Below are 16,279 nucleotides of genomic sequence, written 5' to 3'. Positions count from 1 at the left end.
AATCATCGCAGGACAAACAGCAACGCCCCTCAACCTCAAGGAAAATATCATGAACATCGCTAAAAACATGGAAGCCATCTTCGTCGCCATCATCGCCATCGCCGCTGCCACCAGCCTGGCCACCGCCGCCGTGCCGAAGTTCCGCGCCGCGCCAGCCGCTTCCGTCACCTTCGTCGCCAGCGCCGATCAAGCCACCATGCACACCGTGTATGTCAGCGCCAAGCGCCTGAGCGCCGAAGAAAAAGCCGCCCTGTAAGCGCGGCCATGCCATGCACGCAGTATCGGTAACAGCAGTAGCAGCACCGTACCTCGCAGCACCTTGCAGTATCTCATCACGGGCAATTCGAACGGGCGGCGCCCCCGTTTCTCTCCCGCCCAGGTGACAGCAGCGCGCAAATCGCCGATGATCAGTTTTTTCCACGACAGGCGGACAGCGTGATGCCACACTTGAAGATCAGTAGCGACAAGGCGGAACTTGACGTTCCGGCCATTCACCATTTTCTCAGTACGCAATCGACATGGGCCATCGGCATCGCGCAGGCCACCGTACAGCGAGCGATCGACCATTCGCTATGCTTCGGCGGCACGCTGGACGGCCGTCAAGTGGCGTTCGCCCGCGTGGTCAGCGACTACGCCACGTTTGCCTATCTGGTCGACGTGTATGTGCTGGAAGAGTGCCGCAGCCGCGGCTACAGCAAGCGCTTGATGGAGGCCGTGATGGCGCATCCCGACTTGCAGGGTCTGCGCCGTTTCATGCTGGCCACCAGCACGGCGCATGGCCTGTATGCGCGTCACGGCTTTACGGCGCCGCTCAGGCCGGAGACGCTGATGGAGCGGTATGTGCCGGACATCTACCGGCGCTGACTGGCTCACTGCCAGTGCATCAGGCAGGGCGGAATCAAGAGCAGCAGCGCCAGCACCAGGTAAATCAGCTGCAGCGGGATCATCCACTTGGCCCATGTAATCCAGGGCACGCGCGCCAGCGCCAGCACGCCGACGGTGATACCGGAAGTGGGGATCATCGGCGTGGTGAATTCGCCGAACTGGAAGGCCAGGATGGCCGTCTGGCGCGTCACGCCCACCAGGTCGGCCAGCGGCGCCATGATCGGCATGGTGAGAGCCGCCTGGCCGCTGCCCGAGTGGATGAAGAAGTTGATCACCGACTGCATGAAGAACATCTTTTGCGCGGCGAAGACGGGACTCGACGACGCCACCAGCGGCGTCAATGCGTGCAGCATGGTGTCGATGATCTGCGCGTCGCGCGCCAGGATCATGGTGCCGCGCGCCAGCGCGATGACCAGCGCCACGCTGACCATGTCGCGCGCGCCCTGCACGAACGACGCCACCAGGCTGTCCATGTCGAGCCGGCCGACCAGGCCGACGACGATGGCCATCACCAGGAACAGGGCGGCGATTTCATCGATGAACCAGTCGTACTTGACGACGCCGACGACCATCGTCAGCAGGGTTGCCATGAAAATCCACAGCACCGCGCGGTGCGTGCGCGTCATGCCGGCAAAGCTGTTCAGGTCCAATGTGTGCTCGCTGCGCTTTTCGATATCGAGCAGGTAGGTCGGGCTTTTTTCCGGATGGCGCTTGATGCGCGCCGCGTACCACATCAAGAACACGATGCTGACCGCCGTGGCGATGGCCCACACGATCAGGCGGTAGCCGATGCCGGAAAAGATCGGCACCCCGGCGATGCCCTGCGCGATGCCGACGTTGAACGGGTTCAGGAATGCGGCGGAAAAGCCCACTTGCGAGCCGATGAAGGGAATCGACACCCCCGTGATGGTGTCATAGCCCAGGGCCAGGGCCAGCGGCACGAAGATCAGGATGAAGGGAATCGCTTCCTCGTTCATGCCGAAGGTGGCGCCGCCCAGCGAGAACATCGTGAAGAAGACGGGGATGATGGCGGCGCGCACGAAGCGCGAACTGGTATGCGCCTTGGCGATGGCCTTGATCAGCGAATCGAAGGCTTCCGTTTTTTGCAGCACGGCGAAGGCGCCGCCGACGATCAGCACGAAGCCGATGATCAGGCTGGCGTCGACGAAGCCCTTGATGGGCGCCATCATCAGCGCGGCGAGTCCCTGCGGCTTGTTGTCGACATAATGAAACGTGCCGGGGATGATCAGCTGCTTGCCGTTCACCAGCTGGGTATCGAATTTCCCGCCCGGCACCAGCCATGTCGCCAGGGCGATCATGGCCAGGATGCCGCACAGCAGGACGAAGGTATTGGGGAGCTTGAATTTTCTCATGGCGCTTTTTGTGACATTTATTGGCTCAGCAGGCTGCCGCCGCGGAAGGCGACGGCGCCGGCGACCTTGCCGACGTTCATGCCCCGCAGGACGTGGCGGTGGGCGCTGCGCGCAAAAAAGACGCCGGCCACGGTGCAGCGCAAGGTTGTCGTCTCGCCGCTGACGGGATCGATCAGGTCGGCCACGGCGTCGCCGGCGGCCAGCTGGTCGCCCATTTCGCGCAGATACACCAGCACGCCGTGATGCGGCGCAAGGATCGGTTCCACGCCGGCCAGCGGCGTCGGTTCGCATTGCGGCGCGGGCAGGTCGTCGCCGGCGCCGGCTATCTCCAGCACGCCCTCGATGGCGAGAAAGCGCAGCAGGGCGGTGGCGTCGCGCTCTGCCAGGGCGTAGCTCACTTCCACTTCGCCGCGCAACTCGACCGTGGTCGACAGGCAGGCGGCGGGAATCGGATAGCGTCCGCCGAAGTGCGCGTCGAGATCCCACCACAACCGGCTGCAGGCTTCATCGAACGGCTCTTCGCCAGCCGCCAGTTCCAGCAGCACGGCGCGCGCGCCCAAGAGAGCGGACAGGGGCGCGATCTGCGCCGCCAGCGGCGTGCCCGTATAAATGTGCAGGGCCGCCTCGTTATCGCAATGCAGGTCGAGCACGATGTCGGCGTCGATGGCCATGCCCAGCAGGGTTTTCTTCAAGGTCTCCGCATCCGTGCCCGGCCGCCAGGCGGCGACGGCCGCGCGCGCATGCTTGCGTATCAGCGCCACGTTGGCTTGCGCATCCTGTCCCAGCTGGCCATCGAGCGTGGTTTTCAATTCATCGGCCACGTGGCGGTAGGCGCGGTTGAAGTTGATGCCGGTGGTCAGGTCGAAGCGGCCGAACGGCGCGCCGTGGATGGCTTGCGCCAGGCCGATCGGATTGGCGGCCGGCACCAGGATGATTTCGCCATGCACCTTGCCCGCCGCCTCCAGCGCCAGCAGTTCGCGGCGCAAAAATTGCGACACCAGCATGCCCGGCACTTCATCCGCATGCAGCGCCGCCTGGATGTAGACCTTCTTGCCGCTGCGGCTGGTGGCTGCCGCGGTGCCGAAGTGAAAGCTGCTCAATTGGCACGCTACGCTGGCGTGCGCGGTGGAGATGGGGTGCTGTTGTACTTGCATGGTGAATTCGCCCCAAAACGGGGCGCGGTTGATGGATTTCGGTCGATTATGTAGCAATATTTTCACGAAGTAAATCAATGAAAATCCTTTTACAAATATTTGTTGAGTTTTCTTTTTGATATGAGTACAGTAAGTTCCAGCGACCCGATTTCGCCTTCCGCCAGTGATCCGCAGTACCCCAGAATACAGGCCGCCAGTGATATGAGAGCATCCGCCAATCCTGCACGCAGCAGTCCCCACACGCCACGGGCTGGCACGCTGGCGTCGCCCGATGCCGCGTTCGCGCAGTCTCCGCTGGGGCAGGCGCTGATGCACGTGCTGGCCGGCGGCTCGGCTTCGCAGCGGCAGATCGCCGATTACCTGCTGCGCAACCAGATGAGGGTGACGGCGCTGGGCATCGAGGAACTGGCCGACAGCTGCCAGGTATCGACGGCCACCATCAGCCGCTTCGCGCGCGATATCGGCCAGAAGAATTATTCGGCCATGCGCGGCGCCATGGCCGAAACCCTGCAATCGCTGTTGCAGCCAGTCGACAAATTGCGCCGCACGATAGAGCGCCGCGCGCGCACCACGTCGCCTATCACGGAAAGCCTGGAATATGCGGCCGCGAATATCGCCGCCACGTCCGATGCCCTGTCGCCGCACGCCATGCAGGCCGTGGTACGCCGCCTGACGCGCGCCAGGGTGGTGTATGTGATGGGTTTTGGCCTGTCGGCCAACCTGGCAGGCATGCTGGTGCAGCATCTGCAGCCATTTTGCCCGCATGTGGTGGAGGTGGTGGGCATCGGCGGCTCGGAAGTGGCGGCCGGCCATTTGGTCAACCTGACGGCGCACGACGTGCTGGTGGTGATCTCGTTTCCCCGCTACACGCTCGACTGCATCGGCCTGGCCAGCTTCGCGCGCGACCGCGGCGCCTGCATCGTGGCGCTTACCGATTCGCCCGCCTCCCCCCTGGCCGAACTGGCCGATCACGCGCTGTATGCGCAAAGCACACACCCCGTCCTGCCCAGCAGCGCCAGCACGGCGCTGGCCATGATCGAGGCGCTGGCCGTGGCGCTGATGGTGTCGAACAAGAAGAACGTTGAAAAAGCGGCCCGTCTGAGCGAAGTCATCGCCGCCTATCTGTACGGCGGCGAGCATGGCGTGCAGGGACCCCGGAAAACAGCTTCAAAGCAACGCAAGGCAGTCTCAAAGTCATTATAAAAATCAGGCATCATCATTGGGGAGAGTGGCAATGCACATGAAAAGACAGGATGGCGGCTCCTTGCCACGCGAGTCGGTGCTGGCGCAAGGCGTGCGACTGGCGCTGGGCGCCCTGAGCGTGTCGGCGGCGCTGGGCATGCTGGCCGGCGGCGCGCAGGCACAGGAGCAGGTGCAGGTGCAGGACGGCGACGCCGCGCCAAAAAAAATGCAGCGCGTGGAAATCACGGGGTCGGCCATCAAGCGGCTGGAATCGGAGACGGCGCTGCCGGTGCAGATCATCACGCGCGCCGAGATCGAAAAGGCGGGCGTGACGACGGCGGCCGAGCTGATGGCGCGCGTGTCGGCCAACGTGGGAGGCCTGACGGACGGCGCCAGCATCAATATCGGCGGCGACCAGCGCGGCTTCAACAGCGCCAACCTGCGCGGCGTGGGCACGTCATCGACCCTGGTGCTGCTGAATGGCCGGCGCATGGCCAACTTTGCCTCTCCCGGCGACGATGCGGGCGTGGATCTGAATAATATTCCCGCCGCCGCCCTGCAGCGCGTGGAAGTGCTGCTCGATGGCGCTTCGGCCCTGTATGGCACGGACGCCATCGGCGGCGTGATCAATTTCATTACGCGCAAGGATTACCAGGGCGTGGAGCTGAACGTCTACGGCAGCCGCACCGATGAAGGCGGCGCCGGCAAGCGCACGGCCAGCATCACGGCCGGCACGGGCGACCTGGGCACGGATGGCTACAATATCTTCGCCGTGGTCGACCTGCAAAAAACCGACCGCCTCAGTTCCTCGCAACGCAAGTTCATTCCGAACCTGCAGGTTCCGCAGCGCCTGGGGCATTTGCTGTCGAGTTTTACCAGCCCGGCGAATATCCGCCTGTCGGGGGAGCAGCGCGACTATTTGCAGGAACAGGGCTTCCTGCTCAATGGCCAGCCGATCAGCGGCCGGCAGATCAATCCGTCGATCCCGAACTGTTCGCCGCCGGCCAATCTGTACCTGCCGGCGGGAACGGGCGGCGTCGATGCCTGTACCTACGATTACATGGGCGACACGGAGCTGTATCCGAAGACGGACAAGCAGAACCTGCTCACGCGCGGCGTACTGAAACTGAATAACGAGCACCAGCTGTACGCGGAAGTGGCGCTGAGCCGTTCGCGCAGCTATTACGTGGGCTCGTCGGCGCGCGTGATCGGCTATCTCGATTACAGCAAGGTGCCGCAGCTGGCCAATACCGGCCTCGATAGCATCGTCGACGAAGACGGCAATCCGACTGCGCGCGAATTGGAGCTGCGCATGCGGCTGAACGAGGCGGGCATGCGCACCAGCCAGTTGACCAGCGAGAGCCAGCGTGTCGTGGTGGGCGCCAGCGGCACGCTCGCCGGCTGGGATTACGACGTGGGCTTCAATCACAGCGTCAACGTCGTGAAGGACCGCGACACGCATGGTTATGTCCTGTACGACAAGCTGTTGGAAGGTATCGCCTCCGGCGACATCAACCCGTTTGGCCCATCGGGCGCGAAGGGCAAGGCGCTGCTCGACAGCATCCAGGTCAATGACGAAGTACGGCATGCGCGCGGCACCATGGATGCGCTCGACTTCAAGGCATCGCGCGCGCTGATGGCCTTGGGTGGCGGCGACATGGCGCTGGCCGTGGGCGGCGAAGTGCGCCGCGAGCGCACCGAGTTCCGTCCTTCGGCGTTGCTGATGAGCGACAACATCAACAACGACGCGGCGCCCGAAGGCGGCGTGGCCACCAGCGACAGCCGCATGGTGCAAGCCATCTACAGCGAATTGCTGCTGCCGTTTACCAAACAGTGGCAGGCGCAGTTGTCGGGCCGTTACGACCACTACCAGCAGGTGGGCGGCGCCCTCAGTCCGAAGATCGGGCTGACCTATATGCCCAGCAAGCAGGTGCTGCTGCGCGCTTCGGCAGGCAAGGGCTTCCGCGCGCCATCGATGTCCGACCTGCACCGGCCCACTGCCTACAGCAGTACGGCGACGCTGCCGGATCCCGTGTATTGCGCGAGCGAGAACAATGATTACTCCGTCTGCGCCGATAATTGGGATACGCGCCGCTACAGCAACGACAAGCTGAAACCGGAGCGCAGCCGCCAGTTCACGGCCGGCCTGGTGCTCGAGCCGAGCCGGCACTGGACCTTCAGTGCCGACTACTGGAACATCAAGCGCACGGACCTGATCAGCGAAATCGGCGACGACATCATCCTGGGCAACCTGGCCAAGTATGGCGACCTGGTGCACCGCGACGAAGACAATGAAATCGACTACATCGAGCTGCGCAAGGAAAACCGCGGCGCGCAAAAGGCGGCGGGTCTCGACATCACGGCCGACCTGCATGGTGTGCAAACGGCGTGGGGACGATTCGGCGCCCACCTGAGCGGCACCTACGTGCTCGATTCGAAAATCCAGACCAGCCCCGGCGACGTCTTTATCAGCAACCTCAATAAATTCGTCACGGAAGGCGTGGTACAGCGCTGGCGCCATACGATCACGCTCGACTGGGACAATGGCCCGTATTCGGCCAGCCTGTCGAACACGTATTCGAGCGGCTACGATGACCAGAACTCGGCCATCAACACGGATAACGGCAGTGTCGTCAAGCCGAATCGGGTGAAGGCGTACACGCTGTGGGACATGTCGGGCGCGTATGCCGTCAGCAAGCAGTTCAAGCTGCGCGCGGGCATACAGAATCTGTTCAATACCAGCCCGCCATATTCGAACCAGGCCTACTTTTTCCTGTCCGGCTATGACCCGACCTACACGGATCCGCGGGGCCGGCGCTTCTATGCGAGCGCCAATTACAGCTTCAAGTAAGCAGTTTTACATAGAAGCGTGGAGATACCGCAACAACGCCGTCATCTGCGGCGGGTAGCATCGTAGTGCGATGGCGCTGGGTTGCAAGCAGCAGTATTGCAAGCAGCAGTATTGGCAGCAAGGGCGCGTGCCTGCATCAACAGGCGTGCGCCACTTTTCTTGTATTTGAAAGGCACCATGAAATCATCCGCAAGCCTGTATCACACCTTCCGCGCCGCGCTGCTGTTCGCGCTGGCATTGTGCAGCGTCCATGCCGTGGCGGCGCCGGGTGGCAGTGCCATCGGCAGCGCGCCGCAGGGAACGCTCGTCATCATCGGCGGCGGCCTGCGCGCCGATAATGCCGAAGTCTGGCAGCGCATCGTCAAGTTGTCGGGCGGGCCAGGCGCGCGCATCGCCGTGCTGGCCTCGGCCGCGATGAACCCGGAAAAATCGGGCGAAAGCATCATCAAAAAGCTGAACCAATATGGCGCCGATGCCTTTTTCGTGCCGCTGGCCGTCAAGCTGCCGAACAGGGATTACCGCAAGGCCGCCGAAGACCCGGCCATCGTCACGCAGATCAAGTCGGCCAGCGGCATTTATTTTGCCGGCGGCGACCAGGGACGCATCACGCAAGCCTTGCTGCGTCCGGACGGCAGCCGTACGGCAGCGCTGGAAGCCATCTGGTCGGTCTACCGCAACGGCGGCGTGATCGCCGGTTCCAGCGCCGGTGCCGCCATCATGAGTACCACCATGTTCTACGACGCCAAGCCCGTACTCGACATGCTCAAGATGGGCGTCACGGATGGCCGCGAGATCGCGCCTGGCCTGGGCTTCATCGGCAGCGATGTCTTCGTGGACCAGCATTTGCTGGTGCGCGGCCGTTTCGCCCGCATGATTCCCGTGATGCTGAAAAAAGGCTATCACCTGGGCCTGGGCATCGATGAAAACAGCGCCATGGTGGTCGACGCCATGCGCGACGTGGAAGTCATTGGCTACAGCGGCGCTTTGCTGATTGACCTGTCGGGCGCCATCAGCGACCGTGGCGTGAAAAATTTCAATATCAGCAATGCGGCCATCAGCTACCTGGACCGGGGCGACAAATTCAACCTCGTCACGCGCGTGTTTACGCCGTCGCCGGACAAGGCCGACAACAAGCTCGATCCGAACCAGCCCGACATGCGCGAACCCGTGTTCACCAACGATATCCTCGGCAATAACGCCGTGCTGGACCTGATGGGCAACCTGATCGACAACGCGCAGCAGGAAGCCATCGGCATCGCCTTCGGCAATCCGCGCGATCCGTATCCGGACCTGGGCTTTGAATTCCGCTTCAGTAAAACCGTCAACAGCGTCGGCTACAGCTCGACCGAGGCGGAAGCGTATTCGGTGCTGAAGCTGCGCCTCGATATCCGCCCCATCCAGTTGCGCCAGCCGCTGTACCGCTACAAGTAAGCGCCGCGCTACCGCCGCCAGCGCGGCCACGCGGCGATCGTCAAGGCCCTGAGCAGCCATTCGACGGGGCCATACGCGTGGCCGCGCAGCCACCAGCGGCTCAGCGGCAACTGCACGCAAAAGATGATGAGCGCCAGCGCCAGGGCACCGAGCGGCGAGACGCTGCCCATCAGCCGTGCGCCATACGCGAGGAACAGCACGGCGCAGATGGCCGACTGCAGCAGGTAGTTCGACAGGGCCATGCGGCCCGTGTCGGCCAGCAGGGAAAACAGCGCGCCGTCGCGCAGGCGCTCGAACAGGGCCAGCGCCAGCGCCACATAAGCGCCGGCCAGCAGCGGCGCGCTTGCCAGGCCCACGGCCAGTCCCGCCACCTGCCATGCCTGGCTTTGCGCATACACGGAGGTCCACGCATAGAAGGCGGCGCCAGGCAGTCCCGCCAGCGCGCCCGCCCACAGCAGGCGGCGGCGCAGCGGCAGATAGTCGCTGGCGTGCAGCAGCATCTCGCGCTTGCCGGCGGCCAGGCCGCACAGGAACATGGCCAGCGCACACGGTGCCTGCACCAGCAGCAGGACGATCCAGATTTCACGCAGTTCGCGCAGGTGCTGCTTGACGACGGCGGCCGGCGTGGCGTGGTAGGCGGCCAGCGCGCTTGCCGCCTTTTGTGCCATCGCCACGGCGTTGTCCGCGACGTCGCCCGCCGGTTGCAGGCTTTGCAGCCACGCCATGCCGGCCCAGAATGCCACGCAGACGGTGACGAGGATGCCGGCCAGAGTGAGTGCCTGGCGTTCGCCGCAGCGGTGCAGCGCCAGCAGCACGATGCCCAGCACGGCATAGGTGGTGAGTATGTCGCCATGAAACAGGAACACGGCATGCAGGGCGCCGATCAGCCACAGGCCCGCTTGCCGGCGCAGCATGCGCGGCACGAACGGCGCGTCGGCGCGCACCGCCGCCTGCATCTGCAAGGTGAAGCTGTAGCCGAACAGGAAGGAAAACAGCAGGTAGAACTTGGTCTCGAACAGCAAGGCGACGAGAAAGTGCGTGGCGCGGTCCACGCCGCCATGAAAGGCCGGATCGGTCAAGCCCAGGCCGAACCAGGGCGTGGCGAAGGCGCCGATATTGACGACCAGGATACCGAACAGGGCGCAGCCGCGCAGGGCGTCGACGTCGGCGATGCGCGCGGGCGGGGTTTTCATGGCGCCGCTCATGCCAGGGCTGGGCGCAGGAAGCGCGCCAATAACAGGTGCAGGCTGGCCCGCTGCGCCAGCGGGGCGTATTGGGGATCGACGGCGACCCGGTTGAAGATGCCGTCGATCAGCGCGGCGATCCAGCTGGCCGTCTGCGCGGCGTCCAGCGCGGCGTCGACCTGGCCCGCTGCGGCCGCCTCTTCCAGCAAGGTTTGCAGGCCGCCGCGCAGGGTAGCGTCGTTGCGCGCCACCCTGGCCGCGATATCCGTGTCGCGCATCGCTTCGGCGGAAATGTCCAGCGCCAGTCCCGCAAAATCCGCGTCGGCCGCCAGCGCCAGCACCAGGTCCATGAAATCGAGCAGGGCGCCGTAGGCATCGGCGCTGCCCCGCACGCCGGCGAAGTAGGCCGCCGTCTCGCTGCCTTCCTGGTCGACGATGGCGGCGATGATGGCTTGCTTGGTGGGGAAATAATGAAACAGGTTGCCGGGGCTCATGCCCGCCTGCGCGCAGATGGCGGCGGTGCTGGTCTGGTGAAAGCCCTTGCGCGCAAAGCAGCTGCGCGCGGCGGCGAGAATGGCGTCGCGGCGGGCCGCGTGTTTGCCGGGATCGATGGTGCGCATGGTTCTGTCCTTTTATAAATCGACTAGTCGATCTAATATAAGGCGATTGCATCGCCTGGTCAAGCGCATCGGCTGAAATGGGCGCTTTGCACGCTCCCTTCCTGTCGCTACAATGTGCCGCAGCGGTTTTTCCCGCGCCTGCCGGCAGGCCCGCCGATTGTTTGGAAAACCGATCCCTTCACCTGTTTTTCTACCGTTTTAGGAATGACATGCAGCAGACCCCGATTCGATCCTTCCTCTGCGCGCTGGCGCTGGCCGCCGGCATCGTCCCTGCCGCGCAGGCGGACAACGCGCCGCTGCCGGCCACCATGCGCCTCGATTACCAGCACAGCGGCAATGCGCTGGGCGAGCATTATGCGGTCGAGCGCGTGCTGGTCGAGCCCCTGCCATGGCCGGGCAACCTGGCGCGTCCCATCGACGACAGCAACCGCGGCAACAACCTGCTGGAAGTGGTCGACATCAAGTCGGGCAAGGTGCTGTACTCGCGCGGTTTTTCCACCATCTTCGGCGAATGGGCCAGCACGGATGAAGCGAAAACCACCACGCGCGCCTTCCAGGAATCCGTGCGCTTCCCGCAGCCCGAGCACCCCGTGCGCGTGCGCATCCTCAAGCGCGACGAGCGCGGCCTGTTTTCCATCGTGTGGAGCACCGATGTCGACCCGGCGGCGCAGGACGTGATCCGCAAGCAGCCGCCGGCGCCCGTCAAGCCTATCCCGATCCGCATCAGTGGCCCCTCGTCCGGCAAGGTTGACCTGCTGATCATGGGCGATGGCTATACGGCCGCCGAAATGGGCAAGTTCGAAGCGACGGCGCGCAAATTGGCCGAGCACCTGTTTACCGTCTCGCCATTTCGCGAGCGGGCCAATGACTTCAATGTGTGGGCCATGGCCGCGCCGACGCAGGAATCGGGCGTGTCGCGTCCATCGACGGGCGTGCATCACGCCTCGCCGCTGGGCACGCGCTACGACATCTTCGGCAGCGAGCGCTATGTGCTGACGACGGACAACCGCGCGCTGCGCGACCTGGCGCAATATGCGCCGTATGAATTCATCGAAATCCTCGTGAATAACGATACCTACGGCGGCGGCGGCATCTTCGGCCAGTTCAGCACGGCGGCAGCGAACAGCGACTGGGCCAATTACCTGTTCGTGCATGAATTCGGCCACCATTTCGCCGGCCTGGCCGACGAGTACTACACCTCGCCCGTGGCTTACCAGTCGAACGGCGAGCGCCAGGAGCCGTGGGAGCCGAACGCCACGGCGCTGCGCGATCCGGCCAGACTGAAATGGAAAAACCACGTCAAGGCCGGCACGCCGCTGCCGACGCCCTGGCCGAAGGAAGCATACGACAGCCATGCGCGCGAATACCAGAAGCAGCGCGCGGCCCTGCGCGCGGCCAACCGTCCTGAAAGCGAGATGAGCGACCTGTTCAAGGCCGACCTGGCGTACACGCAGCAGCTGTTCTCGAAGGCGCCGCAGCGCCATGCGGTGGGCGCCTTCGAGGGCGCGAACTACGAGTCGTCCGGCTACTACCGACCGGAGATGCAGTGCATCATGTTCGACCGCAGCGAGACATTCTGCTCCGTATGCCAGGATGGCATCAGCACCATCATCGACCTGTATTCGCGTCCCGCACCGGCGCCGGAAAAATAAGACCGTTCAAGTCTGTCCTGTAATGCATGGTGGGCCATGTTGCAACGCAATAGCATGGCCCCCTTTCTGCCTCGTCCTGCCGCCTGCCTTCCACCACTGCCCAGATCCGCTTGTTTTTCAGGCAATATGCATCTGCGCCCGCATGCCGTCTTTTCTTCCCGTCAGCCCGGTAGTATTATCAAATACATACGCTCGCACGCTTGCCTGAAAAATATTTCATTTAGATAATATTGCGGTAAAATTTGATTTACATCAATGTTGCATTGCCGCAATCGCACTTATAGTTGACCTAGCTCAAAACGATAAGCATGTGGACCGGACTCATCGCGAATCACGTATCTAAATGCTGTAGAGTAATTTTCGCCCTGTACCAGTTCCCCGAGAATGCACTGGTGCCGGCCTCGAATTTCAGTGACGGAAGCCGATTCATGAAGATGCAGACCCCCGCGCCTGACGCGTGCAGTACCTTACACCCCCACACTCCGATAGCCTTGCCGCATGCGCGCGCCGGTGGCGTCACGCTGGCCATGTGCGCCGTCGCCATGCGTGCCGGCGCGGTGCGCTGCGTGCATGCGGCCACGCCGTGGCCCGCCCTGCGTCCAGTCCAGGCATGACGGCCGCCTTGCCGCAGCACTTGCCTTTGCAGGGCAAGCGGGGCCTGGTGGTGGGCATCGCCAATGGGCAAAGCATCGCCTGGGGTTGCGCCAGCGCCCTGCGCGCGGCCGGCGCCGAACTGGCCGTGACCTGGCTCAATGACAAGGCCAGGCCGCACGTGGAGCCGCTGGCGCAGCAAGTGCAGGCGGCCATCATGGCGCCGCTCGACGTGGCCGTGCCGGGCCAGCTCGAAGCGCTGTTCGCGCAGATCGAACGGCAGTGGGGGCGGCTCGATTTCATCGTCCATTCCATCGCCTACGCGCCGAAGCAGGACTTGCATGGCCGCGTGACGGACAGTTCCGCCGACGGCTTTGCGCAGGCCATGGATGTCTCCTGCCACTCCTTCATGCGCATGGCGAAACTGGCCGAACCGCTGATGCCGGACGGCGGCAGCCTGATGACCATGAGCTATTTGGGCGCCGAAGAAGTCATCGCCGACTATGGCCTGATGGGTCCCGTGAAGGCGGCGCTGGAAGCGTCGGTGCGCTACCTGGCCGCCGAACTGGGGCCGCAAGGCATCCGCGTCAACGCCATTTCGCCCGGCCCCCTGGAGACGCGGGCCGCTTCCGGCATTGCCCATTTCGACCGCCTGATGGCCGACGCCATCGAGCGCTCGCCCATGCGGCGCCTGGCCACTATCGAGGACGTGGGCGCGCTGTGCGCCTTCCTCGCCGGCGACGGCGCGCGCGCCATCACGGGCGGCACCCTGTATGTCGATGGCGGCTACAACATTCTGAATTGACTGGAAGATGATGACCATGGCTGTTCTTACTTTGCCCAACCGCGCCAGGATGGCCGCGCTGGCCACCATGCTGGCCCTGGCCGGCTGCGCCTCGATGGCGCCGCCGTACGCGCCACCGCCGCTGCCGGTGGCGGCGCAATATCCGGAAACCGATCCGGCCGGCGCGCACGCCCCCGACGTCGCCTGGCAAGCCTACTTTGCCGACCCGCGCCTGCAGGCGCTGATTGCGCAGGCGCTGGCCAGCAACCGCGACATCCGCATCGCCGCCCTGCGCGTGGAAGAGGCGCGCGCCGCATATGGCATCCAGCGTGCCGAACAATTTCCCACCATTGCGCTGGGCGCCTCCGGCAGTCGCGCGCGCGTGCCCGGTGACTTGAGCGTGACGGGCCGCCCCATGACGAGCGCGCAGTACCAGGCGGGCTTGAACGTGAGTGCCTGGGAACTCGATTTCTGGGGCCGCGTGCGCAGCCTGCAGGACAGCGCGCTGCAAACCTTGCTGGCCAGCGACGAGGCGCGCCGCGCCGTCGGCGTGGCCCTGGTGGCGCAGGTGGCGAATGGCTACCTGGGCTTGCGTGAACTCGATGAACGGGTGGAACTGGCGCGCGCCACGGTCGACAGCCGCGCCGAATCGCTGCGCATCTTCACGCGCCGCTTCGAGGTGGGGTCGATTTCCAAGCTGGACCTGACGCAGGTGGAAACCCTGCTCAGCCAGGCCTTGTCGCTGTCGGCGCAGCTGGAACAGGCGCGCGCCGTCCAGGCGCACGCGCTGGCCCAACTGGTGGGCGGCCCCGTCGACCTGACGCCGGTGGCTGGTGAGGTGCGCCGCTTCGACGACGCCAGCGTGCTGCAGCCGCTGCATGCGGGCCTGTCCTCGGCTTTGCTCACGCAGCGTCCCGACCTGATGGCGGCCGAACACCAACTGCGCGCCGCGCAAGCCAATATAGGCGCCGCGCGCGCCGCCTTCTTCCCGACGATTTCGCTGACGGCGGCTTACGGCACGGCCAGCGCGGAATTGAGCGGCTTGTTCGATTCGGGCAGCGGCGCGTGGAATTTCGCGCCGCGCCTGGTGCTGCCGATCTTTGACGCGGGCCGTATCCGCGCCAATATGGACCTGGCCGAGGTGCGCCGCGACGTGGCCGTGGCCAATTATGAAAAGAGCGTGCAGGGCGCCTTCCGCGAAGTGGCCGACGCGCTGTCGAACCGGCGCTGGCTGGCGCTGCAGGTCGACATCGGCAAGACGACTTTGGCCGCGCAGAGCGAACGGGCGCGCCTGGCCAAGCTGCGCTACGACAATGGCGCAGCGCCCTACCTGGAAGTGCTCGATGCACAGCGCGACTTGCTGACGGTCGAGCAGCAGCTGGTGCAGACGCGCCGCGCGCTGCTGTCCAGTCAGGTCAGCCTGTATGCGGCGCTGGGCGGTGGCGCGCCAGCCACTTCCGCCGCCGCTTCCACCCACTAATTTGATCGCCCCGATACCATGACTCCACAACTGAAGAAAAAACTCCTCCCCGCGGCGCTGGTCGTGGCCGTTCTCGTGCTGGGCTATGTGGCCTGGCAAAAAATGCGTCCCACGGGCCCTGGTGAAGGCTTTGTCAGCGGCAATGGCCGCATCGAAGCGACGGAAATCGACGTCGCCACCAAGCTGGCGGGAAGGGTCAAGGAGATCCTCGTGCGCGAGGGCGACTTCGTCAAGGCGGGCCAGCCGCTGGCCACCATGCAGGTCGATTCGCTGACGGCCCAGCGCGACGAGGCGCGCGCGCGCCAGCAGCAGGCGTCCGACGCCGTGGTCGGCGCGCAGGCGCAAGTGGCCGTGCGCGAGAGCGACAAGGCCGCCGCGCTGGCCATCGTGGCGCAGCGCGAAAGCGAACTCGATGCGGCGCGCCGCCGTCTGGCCCGTTCCGAAACCCTGTCGAAAGAGGGCGCTTCCTCGGTGCAGGAACTCGACGACGACCGTGCCCGCGTGCGCAGCGTGGCAGCCGCCCTGAATGCGTCCAAGGCGCAGGTGACGGCGGCGCAGGCGGCCATCGACGCGGCCCGGGCGCAGGTGGTCGGCTCGCGCTCCGCCGTCGTCGCCGCCGAGGCGACCACGGCGCGCATCGATTCCGACCTGGCCGATGGCCAGCTGACGGCGCCGCGCGACGGCCGCGTGCAATACCTGGTGGCGCAGCAGGGCGAAGTGCTGGCGGGCGGCGGCAAGGTGCTCAACCTGGTCGACCTGTCGGACGTCTACATGACCTTCTTCCTGCCCGAGACGGCGGCCGGCAAGGTGGCGATGGGCGGCGAAGTGCGCATCATCCTCGACGCGGCGCCCAACTACGTGATTCCGGCGACGATCTCGTTTGTCGCCGCCAGCGCGCAGTTCACGCCGAAGACGGTGGAAACGGCCAGCGAGCGCCAGAAACTGATGTTCCGCGTGAAAGCGCAGATCAGCCGCGAGCTGCTGCAAAAGCACCTGGCGCTGGTAAAAGTGGGCTTGCCCGGCGTGGCCTGGGTGCGTCTCGATGCGAAGCAGGCATGGCCTGCTGAACTGACGGCGAAGGTCCCGCAGTGA

At 64.7% G+C, this 16,279-nt stretch carries 14 protein-coding genes; 10 read left to right on the top strand and 4 right to left on the bottom strand.

Annotation, left to right across the window (positions count from 1 at the left end; genetic code table 11):
• Positions 1–49: 49 nt before the first annotated feature.
• Together CSQ91_RS17435 and CSQ91_RS17430 are read left to right on the top strand one after the other, a co-directional pair.
• Positions 50–256, top strand: coding sequence for a hypothetical protein (locus CSQ91_RS17435; RefSeq protein WP_092607672.1), 207 nt, complete (start codon positions 50–52; stop codon positions 254–256).
• Between the two features lie 182 nt (positions 257–438).
• Positions 439–864: a GNAT family N-acetyltransferase gene (locus CSQ91_RS17430; protein ID WP_099389068.1), complete on the top strand. Its 426-nt coding sequence runs from the start codon at positions 439–441 to the stop codon at positions 862–864.
• Between the two features lie 5 nt (positions 865–869).
• Here CSQ91_RS17430 and CSQ91_RS17425 read toward each other — a convergent pair whose 3' ends face one another.
• Complete coding sequence (locus CSQ91_RS17425; RefSeq protein WP_083299835.1) at positions 870–2,258, bottom strand: YfcC family protein; 1,389 nt, start codon at positions 2,256–2,258, stop codon at positions 870–872.
• A gap of 17 nt (positions 2,259–2,275) precedes the next feature.
• A complete protein-coding gene (locus CSQ91_RS17420; protein ID WP_099389304.1) occupies positions 2,276–3,412 on the bottom strand; it encodes a succinylglutamate desuccinylase/aspartoacylase family protein in 1,137 nt (378 codons plus the stop codon).
• 201 nt (positions 3,413–3,613) lie between these two features.
• On the opposite strand from CSQ91_RS17420, the gene CSQ91_RS17415 reads away from it, so the two are divergent.
• The 3 genes from CSQ91_RS17415 (at position 3,614) to CSQ91_RS17405 (ending at position 8,876) form a co-directional block, all read left to right on the top strand.
• The gene (locus tag CSQ91_RS17415) at positions 3,614–4,615 is read left to right on the top strand and encodes a MurR/RpiR family transcriptional regulator (RefSeq protein ID WP_099389067.1); all 1,002 of its coding nucleotides are present in this window, start codon (positions 3,614–3,616) and stop codon (positions 4,613–4,615) included.
• 31 nt (positions 4,616–4,646) lie between these two features.
• The gene (locus CSQ91_RS17410; RefSeq protein WP_099389066.1) at positions 4,647–7,445 is read left to right on the top strand and encodes a TonB-dependent receptor; all 2,799 of its coding nucleotides are present in this window, start codon (positions 4,647–4,649) and stop codon (positions 7,443–7,445) included.
• Positions 7,446–7,622: 177 nt separating this feature from the next.
• Entirely contained in the window at positions 7,623–8,876 is a 1,254-nt protein-coding gene (locus CSQ91_RS17405) for a cyanophycinase (RefSeq protein ID WP_034780338.1), read from the top strand.
• Positions 8,877–8,884: 8 nt separating this feature from the next.
• On the opposite strand, the gene CSQ91_RS17400 is transcribed toward CSQ91_RS17405, so the two are convergent.
• Complete coding sequence (locus tag CSQ91_RS17400) at positions 8,885–10,069, bottom strand: DUF418 domain-containing protein (protein ID WP_218963756.1); 1,185 nt, start codon at positions 10,067–10,069, stop codon at positions 8,885–8,887.
• Positions 10,070–10,077: 8 nt separating this feature from the next.
• Complete coding sequence (locus CSQ91_RS17395) at positions 10,078–10,680, bottom strand: TetR/AcrR family transcriptional regulator (protein WP_099389064.1); 603 nt, start codon at positions 10,678–10,680, stop codon at positions 10,078–10,080.
• A gap of 209 nt (positions 10,681–10,889) precedes the next feature.
• Here CSQ91_RS17395 and CSQ91_RS17390 point away from each other — a divergent pair, with 209 nt between their 5' ends.
• From CSQ91_RS17390 to CSQ91_RS17375, 5 genes are all read left to right on the top strand, one after another.
• Positions 10,890–12,332 carry an IgA Peptidase M64 gene (locus tag CSQ91_RS17390; protein WP_034780334.1) on the top strand — a complete coding sequence of 481 codons (1,443 nt, stop codon included), beginning with the start codon at positions 10,890–10,892 and terminating at the stop codon, positions 12,330–12,332.
• Positions 12,333–12,760: 428 nt separating this feature from the next.
• Positions 12,761–12,946, top strand: coding sequence for a hypothetical protein (locus tag CSQ91_RS28710; RefSeq protein ID WP_143451047.1), 186 nt, complete (start codon positions 12,761–12,763; stop codon positions 12,944–12,946).
• Positions 12,943–13,728: an enoyl-ACP reductase FabI gene (gene fabI / locus CSQ91_RS17385; RefSeq protein ID WP_180278451.1), complete on the top strand. Its 786-nt coding sequence runs from the start codon at positions 12,943–12,945 to the stop codon at positions 13,726–13,728. Before CSQ91_RS28710 ends, fabI begins: the two co-directional genes overlap by 4 nt.
• Before the next feature lie 10 nt (positions 13,729–13,738).
• Positions 13,739–15,187: an efflux transporter outer membrane subunit gene (locus tag CSQ91_RS17380; protein WP_099389302.1), complete on the top strand. Its 1,449-nt coding sequence runs from the start codon at positions 13,739–13,741 to the stop codon at positions 15,185–15,187.
• An 18-nt stretch (positions 15,188–15,205) separates the two neighbouring features.
• Positions 15,206–16,279, top strand: a complete 1,074-nt coding sequence (locus CSQ91_RS17375) for an HlyD family secretion protein (protein WP_099389063.1) — start codon at positions 15,206–15,208, stop codon at positions 16,277–16,279.

Origin of the sequence: Janthinobacterium sp. BJB301 (assembly GCF_002735685.1) — a bacterium.
Classification (GTDB): Bacteria; Pseudomonadota; Gammaproteobacteria; order Burkholderiales; family Burkholderiaceae_D; genus Janthinobacterium; species Janthinobacterium lividum.
This window is presented reverse-complemented; position numbering and strand designations above follow the sequence as displayed.